This window comes from Achromobacter aegrifaciens, from assembly GCF_902859735.1.
GTDB lineage: Bacteria > Pseudomonadota > Gammaproteobacteria > Burkholderiales > Burkholderiaceae_B > Achromobacter > Achromobacter aegrifaciens.
Genome location: NZ_CADIJY010000017.1, coordinates 55,335 through 79,668, shown reverse-complemented (window position 1 = coordinate 79,668; position 24,334 = coordinate 55,335). Strand labels below are relative to the sequence as shown.

At 65.9% G+C, this 24,334-nt stretch carries 22 protein-coding genes; 15 read left to right on the top strand and 7 right to left on the bottom strand.

The window, feature by feature from the left end:
* The first annotated feature begins 2 nt into the window (after positions 1-2).
* From HV766_RS27295 to lpxC, 4 genes are all read left to right on the top strand, one after another.
* Positions 3-827 carry a cell division protein FtsQ/DivIB gene (locus HV766_RS27295; RefSeq protein WP_054457599.1) on the top strand — a complete coding sequence of 275 codons (825 nt, stop codon included), beginning with the start codon at positions 3-5 and terminating at the stop codon, positions 825-827.
* Between the two features lie 4 nt (positions 828-831).
* Positions 832-2,058, top strand: a complete 1,227-nt coding sequence (gene ftsA, locus HV766_RS27290) for a cell division protein FtsA (protein WP_006217473.1) — start codon at positions 832-834, stop codon at positions 2,056-2,058.
* 189 nt (positions 2,059-2,247) lie between these two features.
* On the top strand, positions 2,248-3,432 hold the full coding sequence (gene ftsZ, locus HV766_RS27285) for a cell division protein FtsZ (RefSeq protein ID WP_054457598.1): 1,185 nt from the start codon (positions 2,248-2,250) through the stop codon (positions 3,430-3,432).
* 240 nt (positions 3,433-3,672) lie between these two features.
* Positions 3,673-4,596 carry a UDP-3-O-acyl-N-acetylglucosamine deacetylase gene (gene lpxC / locus HV766_RS27280; RefSeq protein WP_008160097.1) on the top strand — a complete coding sequence of 308 codons (924 nt, stop codon included), beginning with the start codon at positions 3,673-3,675 and terminating at the stop codon, positions 4,594-4,596.
* A 301-nt stretch (positions 4,597-4,897) separates the two neighbouring features.
* Here the strand turns inward: lpxC and HV766_RS27275 are convergent, their stop codons facing one another.
* Positions 4,898-5,305 carry a DciA family protein gene (locus HV766_RS27275; RefSeq protein ID WP_082401228.1) on the bottom strand — a complete coding sequence of 136 codons (408 nt, stop codon included), beginning with the start codon at positions 5,303-5,305 and terminating at the stop codon, positions 4,898-4,900.
* A 127-nt stretch (positions 5,306-5,432) separates the two neighbouring features.
* Here HV766_RS27275 and HV766_RS27270 point away from each other — a divergent pair, with 127 nt between their 5' ends.
* The 6 genes from HV766_RS27270 (at position 5,433) to HV766_RS27245 (ending at position 13,758) form a co-directional block, all read left to right on the top strand.
* On the top strand, positions 5,433-6,404 hold the full coding sequence (locus HV766_RS27270) for a M23 family metallopeptidase (RefSeq protein ID WP_054457596.1): 972 nt from the start codon (positions 5,433-5,435) through the stop codon (positions 6,402-6,404).
* Between the two features lie 191 nt (positions 6,405-6,595).
* Positions 6,596-9,331 (top strand): preprotein translocase subunit SecA, encoded by a 2,736-nt coding sequence (gene secA, locus HV766_RS27265; RefSeq protein ID WP_175182178.1) that lies wholly within the window; start codon positions 6,596-6,598, stop codon positions 9,329-9,331.
* A 13-nt stretch (positions 9,332-9,344) separates the two neighbouring features.
* Positions 9,345-10,064: a VOC family protein gene (locus HV766_RS27260; RefSeq protein WP_175182184.1), complete on the top strand. Its 720-nt coding sequence runs from the start codon at positions 9,345-9,347 to the stop codon at positions 10,062-10,064.
* 198 nt (positions 10,065-10,262) lie between these two features.
* Complete coding sequence (locus HV766_RS27255; protein ID WP_054457593.1) at positions 10,263-11,018, top strand: GntR family transcriptional regulator; 756 nt, start codon at positions 10,263-10,265, stop codon at positions 11,016-11,018.
* Complete coding sequence (locus HV766_RS27250) at positions 11,015-12,001, top strand: tripartite tricarboxylate transporter substrate binding protein (protein ID WP_054457592.1); 987 nt, start codon at positions 11,015-11,017, stop codon at positions 11,999-12,001. Before HV766_RS27255 ends, HV766_RS27250 begins: the two co-directional genes overlap by 4 nt.
* A 62-nt stretch (positions 12,002-12,063) precedes the next feature.
* A complete protein-coding gene (locus HV766_RS27245) occupies positions 12,064-13,758 on the top strand; it encodes a thiamine pyrophosphate-binding protein (protein WP_082401227.1) in 1,695 nt (564 codons plus the stop codon).
* Here HV766_RS27245 and HV766_RS27240 read toward each other — a convergent pair.
* Positions 13,739-14,281: a cysteine dioxygenase family protein gene (locus tag HV766_RS27240; protein ID WP_175182177.1), complete on the bottom strand. Its 543-nt coding sequence runs from the start codon at positions 14,279-14,281 to the stop codon at positions 13,739-13,741. The two genes, HV766_RS27245 and HV766_RS27240, sit on opposite strands and share 20 nt — an antisense overlap.
* 181 nt (positions 14,282-14,462) lie before the next feature.
* Here HV766_RS27240 and HV766_RS27235 point away from each other — a divergent pair, with 181 nt between their 5' ends.
* From HV766_RS27235 to HV766_RS27225, 3 genes are all read left to right on the top strand, one after another.
* Positions 14,463-15,245: an SDR family oxidoreductase gene (locus HV766_RS27235; RefSeq protein ID WP_054457590.1), complete on the top strand. Its 783-nt coding sequence runs from the start codon at positions 14,463-14,465 to the stop codon at positions 15,243-15,245.
* Between the two features lie 83 nt (positions 15,246-15,328).
* Positions 15,329-15,787 carry an Lrp/AsnC family transcriptional regulator gene (locus HV766_RS27230; RefSeq protein ID WP_042796425.1) on the top strand — a complete coding sequence of 153 codons (459 nt, stop codon included), beginning with the start codon at positions 15,329-15,331 and terminating at the stop codon, positions 15,785-15,787.
* Between the two features lie 160 nt (positions 15,788-15,947).
* Entirely contained in the window at positions 15,948-16,559 is a 612-nt protein-coding gene (locus HV766_RS27225; RefSeq protein ID WP_054457588.1) for a gamma-glutamylcyclotransferase, read from the top strand.
* Positions 16,560-16,572: 13 nt separating this feature from the next.
* Here HV766_RS27225 and pagP read toward each other — a convergent pair whose 3' ends face one another.
* The 4 genes from pagP to HV766_RS27205 all read right to left on the bottom strand — a co-directional run bounded on the left by pagP (position 16,573) and on the right by HV766_RS27205 (position 20,341).
* Positions 16,573-17,127, bottom strand: coding sequence for a lipid IV(A) palmitoyltransferase PagP (gene pagP, locus HV766_RS27220; protein ID WP_054457587.1), 555 nt, complete (start codon positions 17,125-17,127; stop codon positions 16,573-16,575).
* Between the two features lie 129 nt (positions 17,128-17,256).
* On the bottom strand, positions 17,257-18,729 hold the full coding sequence (gene mgtE, locus HV766_RS27215) for a magnesium transporter (RefSeq protein ID WP_175182176.1): 1,473 nt from the start codon (positions 18,727-18,729) through the stop codon (positions 17,257-17,259).
* Between the two features lie 10 nt (positions 18,730-18,739).
* Positions 18,740-19,150, bottom strand: a complete 411-nt coding sequence (locus HV766_RS27210; RefSeq protein WP_054457585.1) for an acyl-CoA thioesterase — start codon at positions 19,148-19,150, stop codon at positions 18,740-18,742.
* 105 nt (positions 19,151-19,255) lie between these two features.
* The gene (locus HV766_RS27205) at positions 19,256-20,341 is read right to left on the bottom strand and encodes a YeiH family protein (RefSeq protein ID WP_054457584.1); all 1,086 of its coding nucleotides are present in this window, start codon (positions 20,339-20,341) and stop codon (positions 19,256-19,258) included.
* 120 nt (positions 20,342-20,461) lie between these two features.
* On the opposite strand from HV766_RS27205, the gene HV766_RS27200 reads away from it, so the two are divergent.
* Entirely contained in the window at positions 20,462-21,355 is an 894-nt protein-coding gene (locus HV766_RS27200) for a LysR family transcriptional regulator (RefSeq protein WP_054457583.1), read from the top strand.
* Between the two features lie 3 nt (positions 21,356-21,358).
* Here the strand turns inward: HV766_RS27200 and HV766_RS27195 are convergent, their stop codons facing one another.
* Positions 21,359-22,555 carry a M20 aminoacylase family protein gene (locus HV766_RS27195; RefSeq protein ID WP_054457582.1) on the bottom strand — a complete coding sequence of 399 codons (1,197 nt, stop codon included), beginning with the start codon at positions 22,553-22,555 and terminating at the stop codon, positions 21,359-21,361.
* A gap of 75 nt (positions 22,556-22,630) precedes the next feature.
* On the opposite strand from HV766_RS27195, the gene HV766_RS27190 reads away from it, so the two are divergent.
* Positions 22,631-24,331 (top strand): AMP-binding protein, encoded by a 1,701-nt coding sequence (locus HV766_RS27190; RefSeq protein WP_054457581.1) that lies wholly within the window; start codon positions 22,631-22,633, stop codon positions 24,329-24,331.
* Positions 24,332-24,334: the final 3 nt, after the last annotated feature.

The following is a 24,334-nucleotide window of genomic DNA, read 5'->3' as shown; positions in this document are numbered from 1 at the left end:
CTGTGTGGAACGACGCTCGCACCACCAACCTGATCGCCAACACGCTGGCCGTGCTGGCGGTTTGCGCCATGCTCGTCGCGGGTGTGGTGTGGGTGGCGCAACGCCCGTTCTTCACGCTGCAGGCCATCGAGCTGGAGTCGATGCCGGACACCGAGCTGCACTACGTGTCCACGGGGGCGGTGCGATCGGCGATCGCGGGCCGCTTCAAGGGCAATTTCTTCACGGTGGACCTGGACGAAGCGCGCGAGATCTTCGAATCGGTGCCGTGGGTCCGGCACGCCACCGTGCGGCGGATCTGGCCCAATGTGTTGCGCGTGCGGATCGAGGAACAGCAGCCCCTGGCGTTGTGGAACGAGAACCAGATGATCAACACCTGGGGCGAGGCGTTCACGGCCAACACGGGCGAGGTGGACGACGAGACCGTTCTGCCGCAGTTCTCCGGTCCGGAAGGCACCGAGTCGCTGGTCGTGCAGCGCTACGCCGAATTGGCGCGCTGGTTCGCCCCGCTGGACATGCACGTCACGCAGCTGGACCTGAGTCCGCGCTACGCCTGGCGCGTGGTGTTGTCCAACGGCATGTCGCTGGACCTGGGCCGCGATCCGGGCGCCGATGCGCCGGATCCGCATGGCCTGCCCGGCGCTCTGCCGTTCGCGGCCCGCATTCAACGTTTTGTGCAGGCGTGGCCCGCCGTGGCGGGGCGCCTGGAAGGGCGCACCGTGACGCAGGCCGATTTGCGCTATCCCAATGGTTTCGCCCTGGCGCTGGCCCCGTTGCCGCCGTCGGAAACCAAATCCAAATCCATACCGAAACCTCCCAAGAAACGCTAACGCCATGACCCGTGACATCAAGGACCTTATCGTCGCCCTCGATATCGGCACCAGCAAGGTGGTGGCTGTGGTGGCTGAAATTTTGCCTGAAGGGCGATTCGAAGTGCTGGGCCTCGGCCAGCACGAATCGCGCGGCATGCGCAAGGGCGTGGTCGTCAATATCGAGACCACTGTGAATTCCATTCAGCGCGCGCTTGAAGAAGCCGAGCTGATGGCAGATTGCAAGATTCGCGACGTCTACACCGGCATTGCCGGCAGCCATATCCGCAGCTTCAATTCCAGCGGCATGGTCGCCGTGAAGGACAAGGAAGTCACCGCCACCGACGTTGCCCGCGTCATCGAGACCGCCAAGGCGGTGAACATCCCGACCGACCAGCAGGTGCTGCACGTGCTGACGCAGGAGTTCATCGTCGACGGCCAGGAAGACATCCGCGAGCCCATCGGCATGAGCGGCCTGCGCCTGGAAGTGCGCGTGCACATCGTGACCGGCGCGGTCAGCGCCGCCCAGAACATCGTGAAGTGCGTGCGCCGCTGCGGCCTGGAAGTGCAGGACCTGATCCTGCAGCCCCTGGCCTCGAGCCTGGCCGTGCTGACCGCCGATGAAAAGGAACTCGGCGTCGTGCTGGTCGACATCGGCGGCGGCACCACCGACGTGGCCATCTTCACCGGCGGCGCGATCCGCCACACCGCCGTGCTGCCCATCGCCGGCGACCAGATCACCAACGACATCGCCGCGATGCTGCGCACGCCGACGCCCGATGCCGAGGAAATCAAGCTGCGCTACGGCGTGGCCAAGCAGGTGCTGGCCAGCCCGGATGAGTCCGTGGAAGTACCCGGCCTGGGCGACCGCGGCCCGCGCCAGGTCAAGCGCCAGGCGCTGGGCGCCGTGATCGAGCCGCGCGTCGAAGAACTGTTCACGCTGGTGCAACAGGTCGTGCGCGACTCCGGCTACGAGGACCTGCTGGCTTCCGGCGTGGTCCTGACCGGCGGTTCGGCGCAACTGCCCGGCATGATCGAACTGGCGGAGGACGTGTTCCTCAAGCCGGTGCGCGTGGCTGTGCCCGAATACGAAGGCAGCCTGGCCGACGTGATGCGCAATCCGCGCTTCTCGACGGTGATGGGCTTGTTGCAGGAAGCAAGAATGCAGCGCGTGCGCGGCCGCAAGGTCGCCGCCCAGACAGGCAACTTCAAGAGCTTGCTGGCGCGCATGAAGGAATGGTTCATGAACTGAGTTGTAAAGGGCAGGTTGGGGCCTGTCCTTGGTGCGGTTCGCAGCGGTATTGCGGACCGGGCCAGAAGAGGGGAGGCGCTTCAAACCCGTTGCGGGCCCGTCCGGCGACGAGTTTGAGGCGATTCACAAAACATAGGTTGGTTGGGGAATTTTTGTGATTTGCGAAATCGGACTTGTGAGGGAGTCATCATGATGAACTTTGAGATGCTTGAGAACAACACCAAAGGGACCGTTATCAAGGTCGTTGGTGTGGGCGGTGCGGGCGGCAATGCCGTGGCGCACATGATTCGCAGCGGTGTGCACGGCGTGGATTTCATCTGCGCCAACACCGATGCGCAGGCACTGGCGGCGACCAACGCCCCGGTGCAGATCCGTCTGGGCCGCACCGGCCTGGGCGCGGGCGCCAAGCCCGAGCAGGGACGCGCGTCGGCTGAGACCGCGCGCGAGGAGATCCGTGCCGCGCTGAACGGCGCGCACATGGTCTTCATCACCGCCGGCATGGGCGGTGGCACCGGCACCGGCGCAGGTCCGGTCGTGGCCGAAGTCGCCAAGGAACTGGGCATCCTGACCGTGGGCGTGGTCACCAAGCCTTTCACCTTCGAAGGCAACAAGCGCCTGAAGATGGCCGAGGACGGTATCTCGGAACTGGCCAAGCACGTGCATTCGCTCATCGTGGTGCTCAACGAGAACCTCTATGAACTGATGGACGAGGACGCGACGCAGGAAGACTGCTTCCGTTCGGCCGACGACATCCTGCACAACGCTTGCGCGGGCATCGCCGAAATCATCAACGTCGAAGGCAACGTCAACGTCGACTTCGAAGACGTCAAGACGATCATGGGCGAGCAGGGCCAGGCCATGATGGGCACGGCATCGGCTTCGGGCGCAGACCGCGCCCGCGTGGCTGCCGAGCACGCGATTGCTTGCCCGCTGCTGGAAGGCGTGGACCTGAACGGCGCTCGCGGCGTGCTGGTCAACATCACCGCCAGCCGCTCGCTGAAGATGCGCGAAACGCGCGAAATCATGGAAACGATCCGCAGCTACGCTTCGGACGACGCGACCGTGATCTTCGGCACCGCCTATGACGAGTCCATGGGTGAAAACCTGCGCGTGACCGTGGTTGCGACCGGCCTGGGCCGTGCGCAAGCGCGTCCGCAGCTGGTGCAGAACACCGCTGAAGTGCTGCGTACCGGCACCGACAACATGCCCATGGGCGCGATGCCGGCTGGCGGTCAAGGCGATTACCGCAACCTGGACATGCCGTCTGTCATGCGCAATCCGCGCAGCCAGGCGTCGGCCCAGGTGCGTGCTCTGGAAAGCTCGGGCATGGATCATTTCGACATCCCGGCATTCCTGCGCAAGCAGGCGGATTGAACTTGAGAGCCCGTTTCGGGCTCTAAACGCACTCCCTCATCTCCGGCTTGCCTGTCCCCACAGGCAGGCCGGAGGCGGAGCGGTCCGTGTTTCCCTTGCACGGTTTCAATAAGGGACGGAGGTATCGGTCGGTCCGGACGCCAAATGGCGCCAGGGATCGGACAGAGTTACAATACGTCAGTTACGCCGGCAATCTGCTCGTCTTCTTGCCGGCTTCCTGGCTCAAAACACCCAAGTCTCATGTTCCGACAGCGCAGCATTCAAAATCTCGTCCGCACGACAGGCGTCGGCGTCCACTCTGGACGGCGGGTCGAGCTCACCTTGCGCCCGGCACAACCGAATACGGGCATCGTTTTCCACCGCGTCGACCTGCCGCAGGTCGTGGACCTGCCCGCGCAGGCCACGGGCGTGGGCGACACGCGCATGGCATCGGTGCTGCAGCAAGGCAATGTCCGCGTGTCGACGGTGGAACACCTGATGTCGGCGCTGGCCGGCTTGGGCATCGACAACCTGCATATCGACCTCACTGCCGAAGAAGTCCCCATCATGGACGGCAGTGCGGCCACGTTTGTCTACCTGCTGCGCTCGGCAGGCATCGTCGAACAGAACGCGCCCAAGCAATTCATCCGCGTCCTGAAGCCGGTGGAAGTGCGCGAAGGCGAAGGCCGCAACGAGAAGTGGGCCCGGCTGGAACCGCACGAAGGCTATGCGCTGGCGTTTTCGATTGATTTCCGCCACCCCGCCATCGACTCCACGGCCAATTTCGCCGAGATCGATTTCGCCACGCATTCGTACGTGCGTGAAATCGCCCGCGCGCGCACCTTCGGTTTCGTCAACGAAGTCGAGGCCTTGCGCTCCATGGGCCTGGCCCGCGGCGGCAGCCTGGACAACGCCATCGTCATGGACGAGTACCGCGTGCTCAACAGCGACGGTCTGCGCTACGACGACGAATTTGTAAAACACAAGATCCTGGACGCCATCGGCGACCTGTATCTGCTGGGCAAGCCCCTGGTGGCGCGCTATGTCGCGTGCAAGTCGGGCCACGGCCTGAACAACCAGCTGGCCCGCGCGCTGCTGGAGCAGCGCGATGCCTGGGAACTGATCACCTACGAATCGCAGGCGGAGGCGCCGCAGGCGTTCCGCCACGAGTGGAAGCTGGCCTGAGCGGCAAGGCCAGGCCCATCCCCAACCCCAACCCCCTGACGCGGGCCCCCTGAGGGGCGGTGCTGGCGGACCGGTAAAGCCGGCTCCGCGGCGCCCGCGCTATCATCTTGCGCGACGGGGTTCTTGCTTGATTCCTGATCGTTCGCGGTAATTCCCCGGTGCGGTTCCCGACGGATGGCTGCGGTCGTAATCCCCTAGCGCTTAAGGCGCAAACCGGCGGTAAACCATAGTATCGATCCGTCCGAGAACTTGGTTTCGCTTCGTTTCCGGGTGCGCCGGATCAAGGACAACCCTGCCGGCTTCAGCTACTCTTGTGATGCTTCAAGAGCTTGGCGACCGCGTCGGCCAGAGGACCGGGCCGCAGGTTGCCGTGCAGTGTCTCGAACGCGCCCAGGGCGGTATTGCCCAGCGGTTGCGCCTCTTTGGGAGGGCGCGGCTGACGGGCGCCGGGCTTGGGCAAACCCGCTTGTACCTTGACGGCGATTTCGTTAAGGTTCCAGCCTTGGTCTGCCAGGGACCGCGCGATGCGCGGTGCCAATTGACGCATCTTGGCCGCATGCGCGGCACTCGGCACCACCAGGTGGAGGCACTGGTTTTCCAGCTTGCCCACCTGGCATACGGCGCCCAGCGGGGCGGGCAGAACCGCCGCCACCGCGTACTGAATTTGCAGGTGCTTGCGGGCGGTCGCCAGAACTCCGGCGCCCCGCATGTCATGACCCAGCCATCCCAGGGCGGTATCTTCTTTCCGCCGGCTGGAACTGGAACGTTGACGGTATGAAGTGGGTCTATTCATCCCGGCTCTAAGAATTAGGAAGCAAACCTTGAAAATCGTGATTATGCACGCCCGCGACGGGCAGGACGGGCATTTCACCCTGGGCGGCGCGCGCCTCGCGCTGTTTCTGGGGGGCGCCTTGATCACGGCCGCCATCTTTGGCGCCGCATTACAACGATACCTTACTCCGATCCTGCCGGCCGTACATGCCGTGGGCTGGCCCCTGGCGGGCCAACCCGGGCGCGATGCCGATTTCCTGCGGGGCAACATGAATCTGCTGGCCGCCAAGGTCGGTGCGTTGCAGGCCAAGCTGGTAAGCATCGACGGCTTGGGCCAGCGCGTGGCCAAGGTGGCCGGCGTGGCCTATACCGACCCCGAATTGGCCAAGCAGCTGGCCGTGGCGCAACCCGAGGCGCTGACCCAGCCCGAAGCCACCCAGGTCATGGACGATCTGTTCACCGACCACCCGCCGCCCAGCGCGGCCTCGGCCGAGGCGCTGGGCCGCCAGCTCGACGAGATCCAGGCCAGGCTGGCCCAGCAGTCCGACAATCTGAAACTGCTGGACGCGGCGCTGACCAAGCGGTCGGCGGACCAGGCGCGCATGCCGACCGCGATGCCGATCACCGATTATCCCTACCTCAGTTCGTCGTATGGCTGGCGCCGCAACCCCGTGACCGGCCGCAGCGCCATGCACGAAGGCCTGGATTTCGCCGCGCCTCCGGGTACGCCCATCCTGGCGGCCTCGGGTGGCGTGGTGCTGGAGTCCAAGTTCCAGCCGGGCTACGGCAACATGGTCGAGATCGATCATGGCGACGGCCTGATCACCCGCTACGCCCACGCTTCCTCCCTGATGGTGAAGCAGGGGCAGCTCGTCGAACGCGGCCAGCAAGTGGCCCGCGTGGGCAGCTCCGGCCGTTCCACGGGGCCGCATTTGCACTTCGAAGTCCGTCTGGCGGGGCAGCCGCTGGACCCGCGCCTGTTCCTGGGGCCGCACCAGACCGCACCGCCTTCCACGGTGGCTCACGCCGCCCAGTGAACCTGGGCGGCCCGCGCCGGTCAAACCGGCCGGCAGCGCTACCCTGGCCATAGGTTCAGGCTATTGCGCTCCATGTGCGTTAAACTGGTTCGTTTTCCAGCGGACCCCCGCTCAACCAATAACATCAAGTCACGGGTGACGCTGCTCCGGCCTTTCGTGGGCGCGGCGTGGCTCGTGCGGCCGACATACGCATGGTTTCTCTGCTCAAAAAACTCATAGGCAGCCGCAACGACCGGCTGCTTAAGCAGTATCGCAAGCTGGTAACCCAGATCAATGGGCTCGAACCCAAGATCTCCGCGCTTTCCGACGCGGAGCTGGCGGCCAAAACCGAGGAATTCCGGTCCCGTCACGCCCAGGGTACGTCCCTGGACGATCTGCTGCCCGAAGCCTTCGCGGTTGTCCGCGAAGCCGGCAAGCGGGTGTTCGGCATGCGCCACTTCGACGTGCAGATGCTGGGCGGCATCGCCCTGCACAGCGGCAAGATCGCCGAAATGCGCACGGGCGAAGGCAAGACCCTGATGGCAACGCTGCCGGTCTACCTGAACGCGATCGCCGGCAAGGGCGTGCACGTGGTCACGGTGAACGACTACCTGGCGCGCCGCGACGCCGAATGGATGGGGCGCCTGTACCACTTCCTGGGCCTGAGCACGGGCGTGGTGGTGCCGCAGCAGCCCAACGAGGAAAAGAAGGCGGCCTACCAGGCCGACATCACCTACGGCACCAATAACGAGTTCGGCTTCGACTACCTGCGCGACAACATGGAATACCGTGTTGAAGACCGTCGCCAGCGCGGCTTGTTCTACGCCATCGTCGACGAAGTGGACTCGATCCTGATCGACGAAGCCCGTACCCCGCTGATCATCTCCGGCCAGGCCGAAGACCATACCGAACTCTACGTCCGCATGAACGCGGTGCCGCCGCTGCTCAAGCGCATGGCGCATGAGCCGAAGCCGCAGGAGCCGGAACCCGAAGGCGACTACTGGGTCGACGAAAAGAGCCAGCAGGTCTACCTGTCCGAAGCCGGGCACGAAAACGCCGAAGGCATCCTGTCGCGCCTGGGCATCCTGCCGGAAGGCGAATCGCTGTACGACCCGCGCCATATCGCGCTGATGCACCACCTGATGGTGGCGCTGCGCGCCAACACGCTGTTCTTCCGCGACCAGCAGTACGTGGTGCAGGACGGCGAAGTGGTCATCGTCGACGAATTCACCGGCCGCCTGATGGTGGGCCGCCGCTGGTCCGACGGCCTGCACCAGGCGGTCGAGGCCAAGGAAGGCGTGAAGATCCAGCACGAGAACCAGACGCTGGCGTCGATCACGTTCCAGAATTACTTCCGCATGTACGAAAAGCTGTCCGGCATGACCGGCACGGCCGACACGGAAGCCTACGAATTCCAGGAAATCTACGGGCTTGAAACGGTCATCATCCCGACCAACAAGCCCATGGTCCGCAAGGACCAGAACGACCAGGTCTTCAAGACCGACGGCGAAAAGTACAACGCCATCCTCGAAGACATCCGCGACTGCCACGAACGCGGCCAGCCGGTGCTGGTGGGTACCACCAGCATCGAGAACTCCGAGCTGCTGTCGGGCCTGCTGAAGAAAGCCAAGCTGCCGCACGAAGTGCTGAACGCCAAGCAGCACGCCCGTGAAGCCGAGATCGTCGCCGAGGCCGGCAAGCCTGGCCACATCACCATCGCCACCAACATGGCGGGCCGCGGCACCGACATCGTGCTGGGCGGCAGCGTCGACAAGCAGGTCGACCTGATCCGCGCCGACGAATCGCTGTCCGATGCCGAGAAGAGCGCCCGCATCGAAAAGGTGCGCGCCGAATGGAAGCCGCTGAACGAGCAGGTCAAGGCCGCCGGCGGCCTGCGCATCATCGGCACCGAACGCCACGAATCGCGCCGTATCGACAACCAGTTGCGCGGCCGTGCGGGCCGCCAGGGCGATCCGGGCTCGTCGCGCTTCTACCTGTCGCTGGAAGACTCGCTGATGCGCATCTTCGCGGGCGACCGCGTGCGCGCCATCATGGAACGCCTGAAGCTGCCCGAGGGCGAACCCATCGAGGCCGGCATGGTGACGCGTTCGATCGAGACTGCGCAACGCAAGGTGGAAGGCCGCAACTTCGACATCCGCAAGCAATTGCTGGAATACGACGACGTCGCCAACGACCAGCGCAAGGTGCTGTATTCGCAGCGCAATGACGTGCTGGAAGCCGCCAGCGTGGGCGCCACCGTGCAGAACCTGCGCGACGCCGCCGTGACCGAGATGTTCAACACCTACGTGCCGCCGGAATCGGTGGAAGAACAGTGGGATGTGCCGGCGCTGCAGAAGGCGCTGGAGGCTGACTGGCATGTGCAGCTGCCGCTGACGGAAATGCTGGAAAAGGAAACCAACCTGACCGACGACGACCTGCGCGAACGCGTGGTGAGCGCCGCGCGCGAGGCCTATCAGGCCAAGGTCGACCAGGTGGGCACGGAATCGTGGTCGCAGTTCGAGCGTTCGATCATGCTGCAGGCGATCGACACGCACTGGCGCGAACACCTGTCGGCGCTGGACTACCTGCGTCAGGGCATCCATCTGCGCGGTTATGCGCAGAAGAACCCCAAGCAGGAATACAAGCGCGAAGCCTTCGAGCTGTTCTCGGGCATGCTGGATCGCATCCGCGACGACGTGGTCCGGGTGCTGATGACGGTGCGCGTGCAGTCGCAGGAGCAGGTCGAACAGGCCGAAGCCGAAGCGGCGCAGCCGCACGTGCAGAACGTGCAATACCACCATTCCGACTACGACGAAGCGCTGGCCCAGTCTGAACCGGAAAGCGGTGCGCAGCCCGTGCGCAATGCCTTGCCCAAGGTCGGCCGCAACGACCCGTGCCCTTGCGGCAGCGGCAAGAAGTACAAGCAGTGCCACGGCAAGCTCGTCTGATCCAGGAGCCATGATGCTGCATTCCGTCGGCCGCACTGAATTCGACCATGCCGTGGTCATGGTGCGCGACCGGCTGGATGCGCTGGCCCCGCATTTCGAGCGCCAGGGTTTTCACCTGAGCGACAAGGCGGTGCACAACCTGGGGTCGTGCAACCGCCTGATCGTGCTGGAAGGCACGTACGTCGAATTGCTGGGCTGGCCGCCCGGCGCGCCGCCGGAGCGCAAGGAAATCGCTGATTCCCCGTTCGGGCTGGAGGCGCTGGTGTTCCGCACCCATGACGCCGAAGCCACCCGCGAGCGCCTGCTGGCGGCAGGTTTTGCCGTCAATCCCGTCCAGGAACTGAGCCGTCCCGCCATGCTGGACGGCCAGGAAGTCCAGGCCCGTTTCCACACCGTGCGTTTCGCCGAGCAGCCCTTGCCCGGCATCCGCATGTATTTCTGTCGCCATCTGACGCCCGAATGCGTGTGGTCGCCCGAACTCATGGCGCATCCCAACGGCGCGCGCAGCTTGCTGCGCATCGATGCCCGCGCGCCCGATGCGCGCGCGGTCGCCGAGCGCCTGGCGCTGGTGGCCGGCGTGCAGGCCGAAGCCGCCAGCGGTGGCTGGGATGTGCCGCTGGCCAACCTGCGCATCCATGTGAGCCAGGATGCCGCAGCGGCGGGGCCTACGCTGTCGACGCTGACTCTGGAAAACAAGGACGGCGCGCATTACACGCTGGATACCGGCCTGTAAGCGCCAGGCGGCAGATGCCGCTGACAAGGACAAAATCGCCCGCAACGTCCGCGTTGCGGGCTTTTTTTTGTCCCGAAAGGCATGGTGAGCGCGGCTGGCAAGAGCCCGCTTCCGGGGAAACCCGGGGTTGTTGGGTAAAGTGTATGCACTTTAGTATGCAGTTCATTCCCGACGATCCAACCGACCAGGTGATCCGGCATGACGCAACCCTCAGTCGCAATCCGGCCTGCAGCGCGCACCAAGGAAGCACAGGCCGAGCTGTATGGCGCGGTCAAGGCGATGGCCGTGCGCTTCGAATTCAAGCCAGGTGAGCGCATCAACGAGGTCGAGCTGGCCCGCAGGCTGAACGTCAGCCGCACGCCGCTGCGCGAGGTGCTGAACCAGCTGATGGTCGAAGGTTTCCTGACCCGCTCGGTCAACCGGGGCTTCATCGCCCGCCTGCTCGACGCCAAGCAGATCCACAGCCTTTACGAATACCGCGCAGTGTTGGAGGCGGGCATCGTGCGCGCGGCCTGCGAGCGCGCCACCGACCAGGAGCTGGCAAGCCTGCGGGAATTCGTCGAGCGTTCGCGCGACGTGCCCGAGGACAGCGACGCCACCCGCCTGCTGGAACTCGATGAGGCCTTTCACCTGACGCTGGCGCGCTATTCGCGCAACGAGGAGTTCGTGCGCGCGCTGGAAAGCGTCAACGCCCGCATCCATTTCGTGCGCTGGATCGACATGCTGCAAGGGCGCCGCAGTCATACCCAGGGCGAGCATCTGCGCATCGTCGAGGCGCTGGAGCGGCGTGACATCGACGCTTTGCCGGCACTGATGAGCGCGCATATCGGCCGCCGCCTGGACCAGATCACCGACGTCATACGTACGGGTTTTTCCACGATTTACATGCGGGACCAGGCCGAACCCGCCACGGCAGCGCCGGCCAACACCATACAAGCAGGGGAAAAGCTATGAATCACGGGATAAAGCGCGGACTGGCTGCGCTATGCATGCTGTCCGCTACGGCGGGGGCTTTCGTTGCCGCACCGGCCGCGGCCGAAGAGCGGCCGCTGGTGCTGGTCGTGCCGTATCCGCCCGGAGGCAGCACCGACATCCTGGCGCGCATCCTGCAGCCACGCCTGTCTCAGCAATTGGGCGGCCGCGCGGTCGTGGTCGAGAACCGGCCGGGGGCGGCCAGCCAGATCGCCACGGCTTTTGTGGCGCGCGCCGAACCCGACGGCAACACGCTGCTGGTCAGCTTCGACAACCACGGCATCAACCCCGCCGTGAAGCCCAAGCTGCCCTACGACACATTCAAGGACTTCGTCGCCATTTCGCAGACCGTGCGCTTCCCGTTGGTGCTGGGCGCCAATCCCGGCGTGCCGGGGGACAACCTGAAGGAGTTCCTGGCCGCAGCCGCCAAGCAGCCGCCCAACAAGTTCAACTACGCATCCACCGGCGTGGGTTCGCTGAACCATCTGGCGCCCGAAGAGCTCAAGCGCTTGTCGAAGGTGGAGTTGCTGCACGTGCCGTACGGCGGCGGCGGACCGGCCATCCAGGCGGTGGTGGGAGGCCAGGCCAGCATGACCTGGCTGAGCTTCGCGGCGCTGCGCGGCCAGATCCAGGCCGGCAAGATCAAGCCGCTGGCGGTGGCGGGCGACAAGCGCCTGCCGGATCTGCCCAACGTGCCGACCGTGGCGGAATCCGGCTTCCCCGGCTTTGTCGCCTATTCCTGGAGCGGCATGTTCGCGCCCAAGGGCACGCCGGAAGCGACCGTCAAAAAGCTGACGGCCGACTTCAAGGCCGTACTGGCCGACCCGGAAATCCGCAAGAAAGTGACCGACGCGGGCTTTGAGATCGTGGCCTCCGACGGCCCGGCGCTGGATGCCTACGTGAAGTCGGAATACGACCGGTGGAGCGCCTTCATCAAGAGCAGCAACATCAATCTGGACAACTGAACGGCTCGCGGCCTGGCGCTGAGGCGCCCGGCCGCGACGCGTGCAACACAAGTGGAGATGACATGGAAAACATGACCGGCGCCGAAGCCATGGTGCGCATGCTGCAGCACAACGGCGTCAAGCACATATTCGGCCTGTGCGGCGACACCAGCCTGCCGTTCTACGACGCGCTGTACCGTCTGGACCACGGCATGCAGCACATCCTGACGCGCGACGAGCGCAGCGCCGGCTACATGGCGGATGCCTATGCCCGCGTGACCGGCAAGGTCGGCGTGTGCGAAGGCCCCAGCGGCGGCGGCGCGACCTATCTGCTGCCCGGGCTGGTGGAGGCCAACGAATCGTCCATTCCGGTCCTTGGCATTACCTCGGACGTGGCGGTGGGCTCGCGCGGCAAGTACCCGCTGACCGAGCTGGACCAGGAAGCCTTGTACCGTCCACTGACCAAGTGGAACCGTACCATCGACCGCGCGGACCAGATTCCCGGCATGGTGCGCGCGGCCTTCCGCGCCATGACCACCGGCAAGCCTGGCGCGGCCCATCTGTGCTTTCCGTACGACGTGATGAAGCAGCAGGTGGACGCGTCCGATGTCTGGGCCCAGCCCGAGCACGGGCGTTTCCCGTCCATGCGCTACGCGCCGGATCCCCTGGACGTCGCGCGCGCCGCGCAGCGGCTGGTCAGCGCGCGGGCGCCGGTGATCATCTGCGGCGGCGGCGTGGTCATCGCCGGCGCCAGCGGCGCCTTGCAGGAGCTGGCTGAATCGCTCAAGGCCGCGGTCTGCGTGACCGTGAGCGGGCAGGGTAGCCTGGCCGACACCCATCCCCTGAATGCGGGCGTGGTCGGCTCCAACGGCGGCGTGATGGCGACGCGCGACGTGGTGGCCGCGGCCGACGTGGTGCTGTTCGTCGGCTGCCGCGCGGGCTCCACCTCGACCGAGCACTGGCGCTTCCCCAACCGCGACGTGCCCATCCTGCACATCGACATCGATCCCATGGTGATCGGCGCCAATTACCTGACCGAGGTCGGCATGGTGGGCGACGCCAAGCTGGCGCTGGAAGCCCTGGGCGTGGAGGTGGCTGCGCGCCTGGCGCACCGTCCGTCCGACGCCGCCGACGGCGCGGTGCTGGCCGGCCGCGCCAAGGAGGCGCGCCGCGCGCAGCTGGAGCCGCTGGCCCACAGCCTGGACGCGCCCATCCGCCCCGAGCGCGTGGTGCAGTCCTTGAACCGCCTGCTGCCCGACGACGCGGTGGTCTGCGCCGACCCCGGCACGCCTTGCCCGTATTTTTCCGCCTATTACGACGTGTCGCGCCCCGGCCGGCACTTCATCACCAACCGCGCCCACGGTGCGCTGGGCTTCTCCATGTCGGCCGCCCTGGGCGCCTGGGTGGGCCGGCCGCAGTCCAAGTGCGTGTCGGTGATGGGCGACGGCAGCTTCGGCTTCACGGTGGGCGAACTGGAAACCATCGTGCGGCACAAGGCGCCGCTGCTGATGGTGGTGTTCTCGAACTCCGTCTATGGCTGGATCAAGGCCAGCCAGAAGGCGGGCTACGACAAGCGCTACTACAGCGTGGACTTCAACCGCACCGACCATGCCCGCATCGCCGAGGCTTATGGCGTGAAGGCCTGGCGAGTCGAGGATCCGTCCAAGCTGGATGCCGCCATCAAGGCTGCGATGGAGCATGACGGCCCGGCGCTGATCGACGTGGTGGCGCAGCCCTTGCAGGACGCGGCCGCGCCGGTCAGCCAGTGGATGGGTTGACGCTGTCGACCAGGTGGTTGACGCCGGTGCAGAGGTCGTCCCGGGCCACGCCGTAGATGTGCAGCGATACGGCGATGTCCGGGCCGGCATTGCCCAGACGGTGGATCTGGCGCAGGCCTTGCGTCGCGGTGACGATGTCGCCAGGGCGGCGGATCACCGTGCCGCAGGCCTGGGCGATGGCGGATTCCTGATCCCAGCGGTAGTGGGTTTCGGTGAGTTTGCCCTGTAGCACCTGGTAGGTGCACCAGGTCTTGTGGCCATGCACCGGGCTGAACTGTCCCGGACGCCAGATAAGGTAGGCCATCGTAAAGGCGCCATGCGGGTCGGCGTAGGCGATATGGCGGCTGTAGGACTCGGCCCGTCCACCGCGGAGTTCCGCGGGCAGGTTCTGCAGCATGTCGCCGGCGTTGGCGACGCTGGCGGCCAGGTCGCGCAGCAGGGCGCGCGCGGCGTTCAATTGGGCGGACTGCACCGATGCGCAGAGCGATTGCAGGTCGCCGCCGGCGAGTTGGATGGAAGACATGGCAGGCCTCCGGGCAGAGCTTCCATGGTAGGAGCTTGCGCTGGAATGCCTTTGCCAAATTCGGCGCGCCAGGGCCGCAGATTGGAAAAAAATTCCATTCCGCCCGGCAGCTGCGCGCTCCTATACTGGTCCGCGTTGGCGCAAAGCTGCGCCGGGCAGCGCAATGACAGGGGAGTCAGGCATGGATCTGGGGATCAGCGGCAAGACGGCACTGGTATTCGGCGGCAGCCGCGGCATGGGCCGGGCCTGCGCCCTGCAACTGGCGCGCGAGGGCGTGGCGGTGACGATCGCCGCACGTAACCCGGCCACGCTGGAGCAGGCCGCGGCCGAGATATCGCATGAGACCGGGATAGGAGTCGGCTGGGTGTCGGCCGACCTGACGCAGGCGCACGGGCGGGATGCGGCCATGGCCGCCTGTCCCCATCCGGACATCCTGGTCAACAATGCGGACGGCCCGCTGCCGGGCGATTTCCGCAACTGGAGCCACGACGACTGGATCGCCGCGCTGGACAGCATGATGCTGGGGCCCATCGACATGATCCGGCGGGTCGTGGACGGGATGATCGAACGGCGCTTCGGGCGCATCGTGAACATCGTCTCGCGCAGCGTGAAGGCGCCGCACGCCGAGCTGGGCCTGTCCAACGGCGCGCGTTCGGGCCTGATCGGCTTCGTCAGCGGTCTGGCGCGGCAGACCGTGCGCCACAACGTCACCATCAACAACCTGCTGCCTGGCGCCTTCGCCACGGATGCGCAGGTCAGGCACATACAAGGCATGCTGGAGCAATCCGGCGGGAAGAGCTTCGAACAGCTCTGGGACGAGCGCGGACGCGCCAACCCGGCTGGCCGCTATGGCCAGCCCGAGGAGCTGGGCGCCCTGTGCGCCTATGTCTGTTCCGCGCAGGCCGGCTACATGACCGCCCAGAACATCCTGATCGACGGCGGCGGCTACCCCGGGACCTACTGAAGTCCGGCGCCCCGGGGGGGGCGCAGGCTGGACGCGGGCAGGCGGAACAGGCAACATTGGGGCCGATCCAGCCAAGGAAACCCATGGACCAGACGGACATCAAGATACTGGCCTTGCTGCAGAAGGACGCCACCTGTTCGGTCGCCGAGATTGCCGAGCAGGTGCATCTGTCCGTCACCCCTTGCTGGCGCCGCATCCAGAAGCTGAAGGATGACGGCGTCATCGCCCGCAACGCCATCTTGCTGGATCCCTGCGCGCTGGGCCTGAACCTGACGGTCTTCGTCTCCATCAAGACCAGCCAGCACAACGAGAAATGGACGCAGAGCCTGATCAATGCCGTGATGGCCTTGCCCAACGTGGTGGAGTTCCACCGCATGGCGGGCGACGTCGATTACCTGCTCAAAGTCGTGGTCGAGGACATGGCGGCCTATGACCGCTTCTACCGGCGTCTGATCGCCGCCGTGGACCTGCTGGACGTCAGCGCCAGCTTCTCGATGGAAGTCATCAAAAGCACCACGGAATTGCCGCTGGACGCGGTATAGGCGGCCGCGCGCAATTTTTTTTCCATGGCAGGGGGCGGCGGGGATGCAAATTCCATTCGGCCTGCCGGCCGGCCCCCATCACGCAATTCTTTTGCGCGGGCTACGGCGTAGGATACTCCCCACTCCCATCATGGGACAAATCGGGATATCAGAGGACCCTATGTCGTTGGCAGTACCCGCCGGCTGCGCCGGTACGGAAAATTCGCGGCGCGCGCTTTCGGTGGATGACCTGCTGGGCGGCTGGAACGGCGTCGACGACCTGTGGGTGTTCGCCTACGGCTCCCTGATATGGCATCCCGGTTTCACCTGGCGCGAACGGCGGCTGGCGACTGTGCGCGGCTACCACCGGTCCCTGTGCCTGTGGTCGCACGACCATCGCGGCTCGCCCGACAATCCTGGCCTGGTGTTTGGCCTGGACCGCGGCGGCTGCTGCCGCGGCGTCGCCTTCCAGATTGCCGCCTGCGACGTGCCTGCGGTGTTCCAGGCGCTGTGGCGCCGGGAAATGGTCACTGGCGCCTACACGCCGCGCTGGCTCACCTGCCATACCGAAGCCGCGCCGGTGCGCGGGCTGGTGTTCCTGCTGAACCGGGCCTGCCAGGAATACGCGGCCGGCCTGAGCGACGACCGTCTGCTGGCGTCGGTGCGCAATGCCGTGGGGCATTCGGGGCCGTGCCTGGACTATGTCGTGGAAACCGAGAGAGCCTTGCGCGCGCATGGCATCGACGATTGGCGCCTGGGCGATCTGGTGCGCAGGCTGGGGCAGGTCTTCTGAGGCCTGGGGTGCGTCAGAAGTGCCAGCGGCCGAACATGAACAGCACGTTGCCCGCGCCAGCTGACCCCGGGATGTAGGTCGCGTAGAGCATCGTGTCCTTATAGCTGGCGCTCACCAGCGGCAGGATGCCGGGAAACGGCACATAGCTCATGATGTCGTGGCGCGCCGTCAGGAAGACGGTGTAGCCCGCGCCCAGACGGACGTTTTCGCTGACGCGTCCGATCTTCAGGAAGCCGTAGCCCGCGATGGGCTCGATCTTGCTGTGCGAATCCAGGAAGGCCATGGCGTACAGGCCTTGCCAGTCGCCATCTTCGTCGTAGATGCTGCGGCCGTAGCCGCCGCCCCAGGCCAGTTCGTTGAAGCTGTCGATCTTCTCTTTGCTGTAGGTGGCCCGGTTGTGCCAGGAATAACCGGTGAAGTACAGGTCATTGCCGCCTTCGGTCCAGATCTGGTCCAGGCGGTTGCAGGCGGACTTGGCCCATGAGGGCATGCTGTCACAGGCTTGGGCGGTGGCGGCGAAGGTGGCGAGCAGCAGGCAAAGGATTGCCGCCCGGAATCTTGCGGTCATTGTGGGCGCTGAAAAGGGGGAGATGACAATCCCATTACTGTAATGGAACAGTCGTCTTTCACCCTGTCAGCTAGCTGTCAAGCGGGCGTCGCCAGAGGGAAGCGGATTTTTCCTGCTGTTGTATGCGAACTACAGCAGGAAAATCGTGGCCAGGCCCAGAAAGATGAAGAAGCCCAGCGAATCGGTGGCGAAGGTCAGGAGCACGGAAGAACCCATCGCAGGATCCTTGCCGAAGCGGGCGCGCACCATCGGCACCAGCACGCCGACCGACGCGCCGACCAGCATGTTGCAGACCATGGCGGCCATCATCACCAGCGCGATCGACACCGAGTGCGAGATGACCCAGGCGAACAGGGCCGCCACCAGGCTGCCGCACAGGCCCACCATCAGGGTGACGAAGAGTTCGCGCTTGACCAGCTGCCACAGGTTGCGGCCCGTGATGCGCCCCATGGCCAGGGCCCGGATGATCAGAGTCATGGTCTGGTTGCCAGAGTTGCCGCCGATGCCGGCCACGATGGACATCAGGAACGCCAGAATGACGATCTGGCTGACCGTGCCTTCGAACTGGGAGGCCACGAAGGATGCCGTGGCGGCGGTACAGAGGTTGAACAGCAGCCAGGGGGCGCGGTTGCGCAGGGCGGTGGACACCGGCGCGAAGATATCCTCTTCCTGCAGACCGGCGCGCGATAGCGCCTGCTCCTGCGAGTCTTCGCGCATCACGTCCACCACGTCGGCGATGGTCACGCGGCCGATCAGGCGGCCCTGGTCGTCCATGACCGGCGCGGAGACCAGGTCGTAGCGTTCGAAGGCGCCGGCGGCGTCAGCATCGGAGTCCAGGGGGTTGAGCGCCAGGAAGTCCGAGTTCATGACGGCGCGCACTTCGGTTTCGGGCTCGCTGACCAGCAGCTTGGACAGCGGCAGGATGCCCTGCAGCTTGTCCTGGCGGTCCACCACGAAGATCTGGTCGGTGTGGTCGGGCAGTTCGTGCAGCCGGCGCAGGTAGCGCAGCACCACTTCCAGCGTGACGTCCTCGCGCACCCGGACCATCTCGAAGTCCATGATCGCGCCCACGCTGTCTTCCGGATAGCCCATGGCTTCCAGCAGCTGTGCGCGTTCCTCTTCGGTCAGGCCCTTCTGGACTTCGGCCACCACGTCGGGCGGCAGGTCGGGCGCCAGGTCGGCCAGCTCGTCGGCGTCCATGTTGCCGGTGGCGGCAACCAGGTCCTGGCGGTCCATCGCCTCGATCAGCGATTCCCGCACCCAGTCTTCGACTTCCAGCAGCACGTCCGCGTCGTGCTCGGGGCTGACCAGCTTCCAGATGGCTTGCCGTTCGTCCTTGGGCAGCGACTCCAGGATGAAAGCGATGTCGGCCGGATGCAATCCGTCCAGCAGGGTCTTGAGTTCGGCCTCGTGCTGGCGGTGCACCAGGTCCTCGACCAGCGAGGCCTTGGAGTCGCCTTCCTCCTGGCGATGCACCAGGTCGGCAACCAGTTGCTGGCGGCGCAGGCGTTCCTGCACTTCCGCCAGGGCGTGTTGGGCGTCTTCCGGGTCGAGGCGGCGGGGCGTCGCGGGCGGTTTCTGCGCGGCGGCGGACTGCGTCATGCGTTACGGCTCAAAGAGTGGGGAGGGGACGGCGGCGGCGGGCTTCGTCGGTGGCGACGTAGGTCAGCGTGGCCTCGGTGACCTTGACGATCTCGGCGTCCAGCCGCTGGCGCTCCGCGTAGACCTCGACGGACACCGTGACCGACGTCGTGCCGGTCTTGATGATGGCTGCGTAGAAACTGAGCAGGTCGCCCACGAACACCGGTTCTTTGAACTGGAAGGCGTTGACCGCCACGGTGGCCACGCGTCCGGCGGCGCGGCGCGCGGCGGGGATGGATCCGGCGATGTCGACCTGGGACATGATCCAGCCGCCAAAGACGTCCCCGTGGATATTCGCGTCCGCCGGCATCGGCATGACGCGCAATACCGCGTCGCGATCGGCGGGCAAAGTCGTAAACGGGGTTTTGGTGCTGGAGGTCATGCGGCCGACTCCACTGCTAGGGAACCAGCCGATTATGCAGGAAAAACGAGACAGCGGCGTGCATGCGCAAAGCCCGCCGCTGCCTTGGGCGCGGCGGGCCGGGGATCAGGCTGCCAGCTTGACGATGCCGTAGCCGCCGACCAGCAGCCAGAGGTACAGGATCAGGCCCAGCGCCATCACCCGGGGACCGGCCTTGCGGATCTGGGCGAAGCGGGTTTCGATGCCCAGGGCGGTCATGGCCATGGTCAGGGCGAAGACGTCCAGGCGGCGGATGGCGGCGACGGCATCGGCGGGGATGATGTTCAGCGAATTGATGATGGCCAGCACCAGGAATCCCACCGCGAACCAGGGAATGGGCAGCTTGGCGCCTTTGCCCTGGCCGCCGGCATGCGAGGCCGCGCTGCGCAGATACATGCCCAGGATCAGCAGGACCGGCACCAGCAGGGCCACGCGGGTCATCTTCACGATGGTGGCGACTTCGGTGGTGGCGGGATCGACATTGCTGGCTGCGCCGACGACCTGGGCCACTTCATGGATGGTGCCGCCGATATAGATGCCCAGGGCCTGGGTGTCGAGGTTCAGCCAGCCCGCGTGATAGAGCACCGGGTACAGGAACATGGACAAGGTGCCGAACAGCACTACGGTCGCCACGGCCACCGCGCTCTTGTGCGGCGCGGCCCGCAGCGTGGGCTCGAAGGCCAGCACCGCGGCGGCGCCGCAGATGGCACTGCCAGCGGCGGTGAGCATGGCGGTGTCGCGGTCCAGGCCCAACAGGCGCTGGCCCACCACGGTGCCCAGCAGCAGGGTGCCCACCACTACCGCCACCGAAACCGCCAGCCCGGGCAGGCCCACGGCGGCGATCTGCTGGATGCTGATGTTCAGGCCGTAGAAGGCCACGGCGATGCGCAGCAGGCGCCGCGCGGTGAAGTTCACGCCCGCGCCCCAGTCGGCGGGCATGGTGCCGCGCAGGAAGTTGCCGTAGAGCATGCCGCAGACGATGCCCACGACCAGCGGCGAGAAACCCAACTGGCGGATCGCGGGCAGGTCCGCCAGCTGCATCACCGCGGCGGCCATCAGGCCGACGAACAGTACGCCGTTGAGTTTGTCCCGCCACGGCGTAGCGGCGGGAGTGGCGGCGGGCGAAGCCGGGGTGGCGGGCAGGGGGACGGCGGTGCTGGAAGAGGTACTCATGGCTGGCCTTTTGGCGGAGGCATATCTAAATAACTTCACGAAATATTAATTTCCCGCCTACTATTTGAAAAATCTTTATTTCAGATATGTAATATCAGGAATTCTGATAATTTAGCGACCATGACTCCTGACCAGCTGCTTACCTTCGCCGCCGTGGCCGACGCCGGCAATATCAGCCGCGCAGCGCAGTTGCTGAACCTGTCCCAGCCTGCCGTTTCCGGCCAGCTACGGATGCTGCAGGAATGGTTCGGCGAACCCCTGTACCGCCGCAGCGGCCACGGCATCGCGCTGACCGAAGCCGGCGAGCGCCTGGCCGAGCAGGCGCGCCAGCTGCGCCAGGTGTACCGGCAGGCCCAGGCGGTGCGCGAATCCTGGCGCGGGCTGGAAACCGGCGATCTGCGCCTGGGCGCCAGCACCACCCCCGCCAGCTACCTGCTGCCCAGCCTGGTGGCGGATTTCCGCCTGGCCTTCCCGGCGGTCAGCCTGCATCTGTCGGACGGCAACACGCGCGAAATCGTCGAGCGCCTGCCGGCCCTGGACCTGGCGTTCATCGAGGGCGACGTGCCCGCAGGACTGCCCGCCGACACGGCCGTGCATGCCTGGCGGCAGGACGAAGTGGTGGCGGTGGTGCGTGCGGACCACGCGCTGGCCGGCAAGGGGGCGGTCACGCTGCGCGATCTGGCGGCTTCAGCGCTGGTCATGCGCGAACCCGGTTCGGGCGTGCGCCGGCTGGTGGAGCGTGCGTTTGCGGATGCGGGCCTGGCACCGTCCGTGGGGCTGGAGCTGGCCGGCGTGGAGGGCGTGAAGCAGGCAGTGCGTGCCGGGCTGGGCGTGGGCTTCGTGTCCGTCATGTCGATGCGCCATGAGGATGGCGCGCTGGCGGCCTTGCGCCTGTTGCCCAAGCCGCTGACGCGGACCCTGAGCATCCTGGTGCCGCACGCGGACGCGGCCGCCCGCGCCGCCGAACGCTTCCTGGCGATGTGCCTGGCGGTCGGGGCGGCGGACGGCGTTTGAGGGTCAGTCCTTGGCCAGGCGCTTGAGCGCCAGCTGGACCCAGTATGTGCCGCCCAGCGGCAGCAGTTCGTCGTTGAAGTCGTAGCTGCCGTTGTGCAGCATGCAGGGGCCCAGGCCGTGGCCGCTGTCGCGATGTTCGCCGGTGCCGTTGCCGATCCACACATAACAGCCCGGCAGTTCCTGCAGCATGAAGGCGAAGTCTTCCGCGCCCATGGTGGGCTGCACGTGATCGTTGACGTTGGCCTCGCCCACGATGTCGCGCAGCACGTCGGCGCAGAACGCGGCTTCCTCGGCGTGGTTGATGGTCGGCGGATAGTTGCGCTGGAACGTGAACTGCACTTCGCAGTCCATCGCTGCGCAGGTGTGGCGCGCGATCTCTTCCATACGGCGTTCGATCAGGTCCAGCACGTCCAGCGTGAAGGTGCGCACCGTGCCGCGCAATTCGGCGTGGTTGGGCACGACGTTGTCGGCGCTGCCGGCGTGGATCTGCGTGATGCTGAGCACTGCCGCGTCCAGCGGATTGCGGTTGCGCGTGATGATGGTCTGCAGCGATTGCGCCAGCTGCACGGCCGCCATGACGGGATCGATGCCCAGGTTGGGCATGCCGGCGTGGGTACCCTTGCCCTTCACGATGATGGAGAACTCGTTGCTGGAAGCCATGATGGGGCCGGCGGTCAGGCCGAACTGGCCGGCTTTCATGCCGGGCCAGTTGTGCATGCCGAATACCGCTTCCATGGGGAAGCGCTTGAACAGGCCGTCGTCGATCATGCGCTTGGCGCCGCCGCCGCCTTCTTCCGCGGGCTGGAAGATCACGTAGACCGTGCCGGCGAAATCGCGGTGCTGCGACAGATATTGCGCAGCGGCCAGCAGCATGGCCGTGTGGCCGTCGTGGCCGCAGGCGTGCATCTTGCCGGCGTTAGTGCTGGCATGCTCGAAGGTATTGGCTTCTTGCATGGGCAGCGCGTCCATGTCGGCGCGCAGGCCCACGGCGCGGTCGCCCGGCAGATTGCCGCGGATGATGCCGACCACGCCGGTGCCGCCCAGGCCGCGGTCGATTTCGATGCCCCATTCTTCAAGCTTCGCCGCCACCACATCGGCGGTGCGGAACTCCTCGAACGCCAGTTCGGGATGCGCGTGGATGTCGCGTCGGATCTTGGAAATGTCGTGATGCCACGCGACGATGGGTTCGAGCAGTTTCATGGGGCTCTCGGGCGAAAAAAGGGAACGCAACAAGGGTATCATCAATCAAAAACCAATTTAATGGAGACAAATACCATGACGCGTCCGTGGCTTGCCCATTATCCGCAGGGGGTTCCGGCGGAGATATCGACAGACGGTTATGCCTCCCTGACTGACTTGCTGGACCGGGCCTGCAAGCAGTACGCCTCGCGCATCGCGTGCACCGCGATGGGCAGCAACATCACTTATGCGCAACTCGATGCGCACGCGCAGGCGTTCGCCAGCTGGCTGCAAAGCGTCGGCCTGTCCAAGGGCGAGCGCGTGGCACTGATGATGCCCAACGTGCCCGCCTATCTGGTCAGCATGCTGGGCACGCTGCGCGCGGGGCTGGTGGTGGTGAACGTGAATCCGCTCTACACCGCCGAAGAGCTGCAGCGCCAATTGCTGGACAGCGGCGCGTCGGCCATCGTCATCCTGGAGAATTTTGCGCACACCTTGCAGCGCGTCACGGATCGCGGGCAGCTCAAGCATATCGTCGTGACCGGTCCGGGCGATCTGCTCGGCGGCCTGAAGGCGCCGCTGGTCAACCTGGCCGCGCGCTATGTCAAGAAGATCGTGCCCGCGTGGCAGATCGATGGCGCCCGCATGCTGCCGGATGTGCTGCGCGACGGCGCGCGCCAGCGCTTTGCGCCGCCCGCGCTGTCGATGGACGACGTGGCGGTGCTGCAATACACCGGCGGCACCACCGGCGTGCCCAAGGGCGCGATGCTGTCCCATCGCAACCTGGTGGCCAACGTGCTGCAGACGGAAGCGGTGGCGCAGCCGGTGGTGCACGACCTCGCGGACCAGCAGCTCACCATCATCAGCGCGCTGCCGCTCTACCACGTGTTCGCGATGACCGTTTGCGGGCTGTACGGCTTGCATGCGGGCATGCGCAATGTGCTCATCATCAATCCGCGCGACCAGCCTTCGCTCATCAACGCATGGCGCAAGGTGCCGATCAATGTGTTCCCCGGCGTCAATACGCTGTTTAACGCGCTGGCCCACAACGAAGACTTCGCGCGCCTGGATTTCTCCGGCTTGCGGCTGACCTTGGGCGGGGGCATGGCGGTCCAGCAGCAGGTTGCCGAACGCTGGCTGAAGATCACCGGCAGGCCGCTGATCGAAGGCTATGGCCTGTCGGAGACCTCGCCGGTGGCGACCGTGAATCCCACCAACGCCACCGCGTATTCGGGTTCCATCGGCCTGCCGCTGCCATCCACCGACGTGGCCATCCTCGATGACGAAGGCCGCGAAGTGCCGCTGGGCGAACGCGGCGAGGTGGGCATCCGCGGACCGCAGGTCATGCTGGGATACTGGCAGAAGCCCGAGGAAACCCGCCACTCCATGACCGCCGACGGCTATTTCCGCACGGGCGATATCGGCATCATGGACGAGCAGGGCTATACACGCATCGTCGACCGCAAGAAGGACATGATTGCGGTGTCGGGCTTCAAGGTCTATCCGAACGAAGTCGAGGCGGCCGTGGCCCAGCATCCCGGCGTGCTGGAGTGCGCGGCGATCGGGGTGCCGGACGAGCATTCGGGCGAAGCCGTCAAGGTGTTCGTGGTGCGGCGGGATCCGACGCTGACCGAGGCGCAGATCCAGGATTGGTGCCGGGAAAAGCTCACGGGCTACAAGCGTCCGCGCTATGTGGAGTTCCGCGATGAGCTGCCCAAGAGCAACGTGGGCAAGATATTGCGCCGGGAACTGCGTCCCGACGCAGTGGCGGGCGTACCCGCAGGCAAGGCGGCGTAGGGC

Excerpts from the sequence above, each read along its gene's own strand:
- HV766_RS27235 (WP_054457590.1), top strand. The coding sequence starts at position 14,463 with ATGGATCTGGGGATCAGCGGCAAGACGGCACTGGTATTCGGCGGCAGC.
- HV766_RS27195 (WP_054457582.1), bottom strand. The coding sequence starts at position 22,555 with ATGAAACTGCTCGAACCCATCGTCGCGTGGCATCACGACATTTCCAAG.
- HV766_RS27260 (WP_175182184.1), top strand. The coding sequence starts at position 9,345 with ATGCTGCATTCCGTCGGCCGCACTGAATTCGACCATGCCGTGGTCATG.
- ftsA (WP_006217473.1), top strand. The coding sequence starts at position 832 with ATGACCCGTGACATCAAGGACCTTATCGTCGCCCTCGATATCGGCACC.
- HV766_RS27210 (WP_054457585.1), bottom strand. The coding sequence starts at position 19,150 with ATGACCTCCAGCACCAAAACCCCGTTTACGACTTTGCCCGCCGATCGC.
- HV766_RS27240 (WP_175182177.1), bottom strand. The coding sequence starts at position 14,281 with ATGTCTTCCATCCAACTCGCCGGCGGCGACCTGCAATCGCTCTGCGCA.
- secA (WP_175182178.1), top strand. The coding sequence starts at position 6,596 with ATGGTTTCTCTGCTCAAAAAACTCATAGGCAGCCGCAACGACCGGCTG.
- HV766_RS27205 (WP_054457584.1), bottom strand. The coding sequence starts at position 20,341 with ATGAGTACCTCTTCCAGCACCGCCGTCCCCCTGCCCGCCACCCCGGCT.
- HV766_RS27270 (WP_054457596.1), top strand. The coding sequence starts at position 5,433 with ATGCACGCCCGCGACGGGCAGGACGGGCATTTCACCCTGGGCGGCGCG.
- HV766_RS27225 (WP_054457588.1), top strand. The coding sequence starts at position 15,948 with ATGTCGTTGGCAGTACCCGCCGGCTGCGCCGGTACGGAAAATTCGCGG.
- HV766_RS27190 (WP_054457581.1), top strand. The coding sequence starts at position 22,631 with ATGACGCGTCCGTGGCTTGCCCATTATCCGCAGGGGGTTCCGGCGGAG.
- HV766_RS27275 (WP_082401228.1), bottom strand. The coding sequence starts at position 5,305 with ATGCGGGGCGCCGGAGTTCTGGCGACCGCCCGCAAGCACCTGCAAATT.
- mgtE (WP_175182176.1), bottom strand. The coding sequence starts at position 18,729 with ATGACGCAGTCCGCCGCCGCGCAGAAACCGCCCGCGACGCCCCGCCGC.
- lpxC (WP_008160097.1), top strand. The coding sequence starts at position 3,673 with ATGTTCCGACAGCGCAGCATTCAAAATCTCGTCCGCACGACAGGCGTC.
- ftsZ (WP_054457598.1), top strand. The coding sequence starts at position 2,248 with ATGATGAACTTTGAGATGCTTGAGAACAACACCAAAGGGACCGTTATC.
- HV766_RS27200 (WP_054457583.1), top strand. The coding sequence starts at position 20,462 with ATGACTCCTGACCAGCTGCTTACCTTCGCCGCCGTGGCCGACGCCGGC.
- HV766_RS27230 (WP_042796425.1), top strand. The coding sequence starts at position 15,329 with ATGGACCAGACGGACATCAAGATACTGGCCTTGCTGCAGAAGGACGCC.
- HV766_RS27255 (WP_054457593.1), top strand. The coding sequence starts at position 10,263 with ATGACGCAACCCTCAGTCGCAATCCGGCCTGCAGCGCGCACCAAGGAA.
- HV766_RS27245 (WP_082401227.1), top strand. The coding sequence starts at position 12,064 with ATGGAAAACATGACCGGCGCCGAAGCCATGGTGCGCATGCTGCAGCAC.
- pagP (WP_054457587.1), bottom strand. The coding sequence starts at position 17,127 with ATGACCGCAAGATTCCGGGCGGCAATCCTTTGCCTGCTGCTCGCCACC.
- HV766_RS27250 (WP_054457592.1), top strand. The coding sequence starts at position 11,015 with ATGAATCACGGGATAAAGCGCGGACTGGCTGCGCTATGCATGCTGTCC.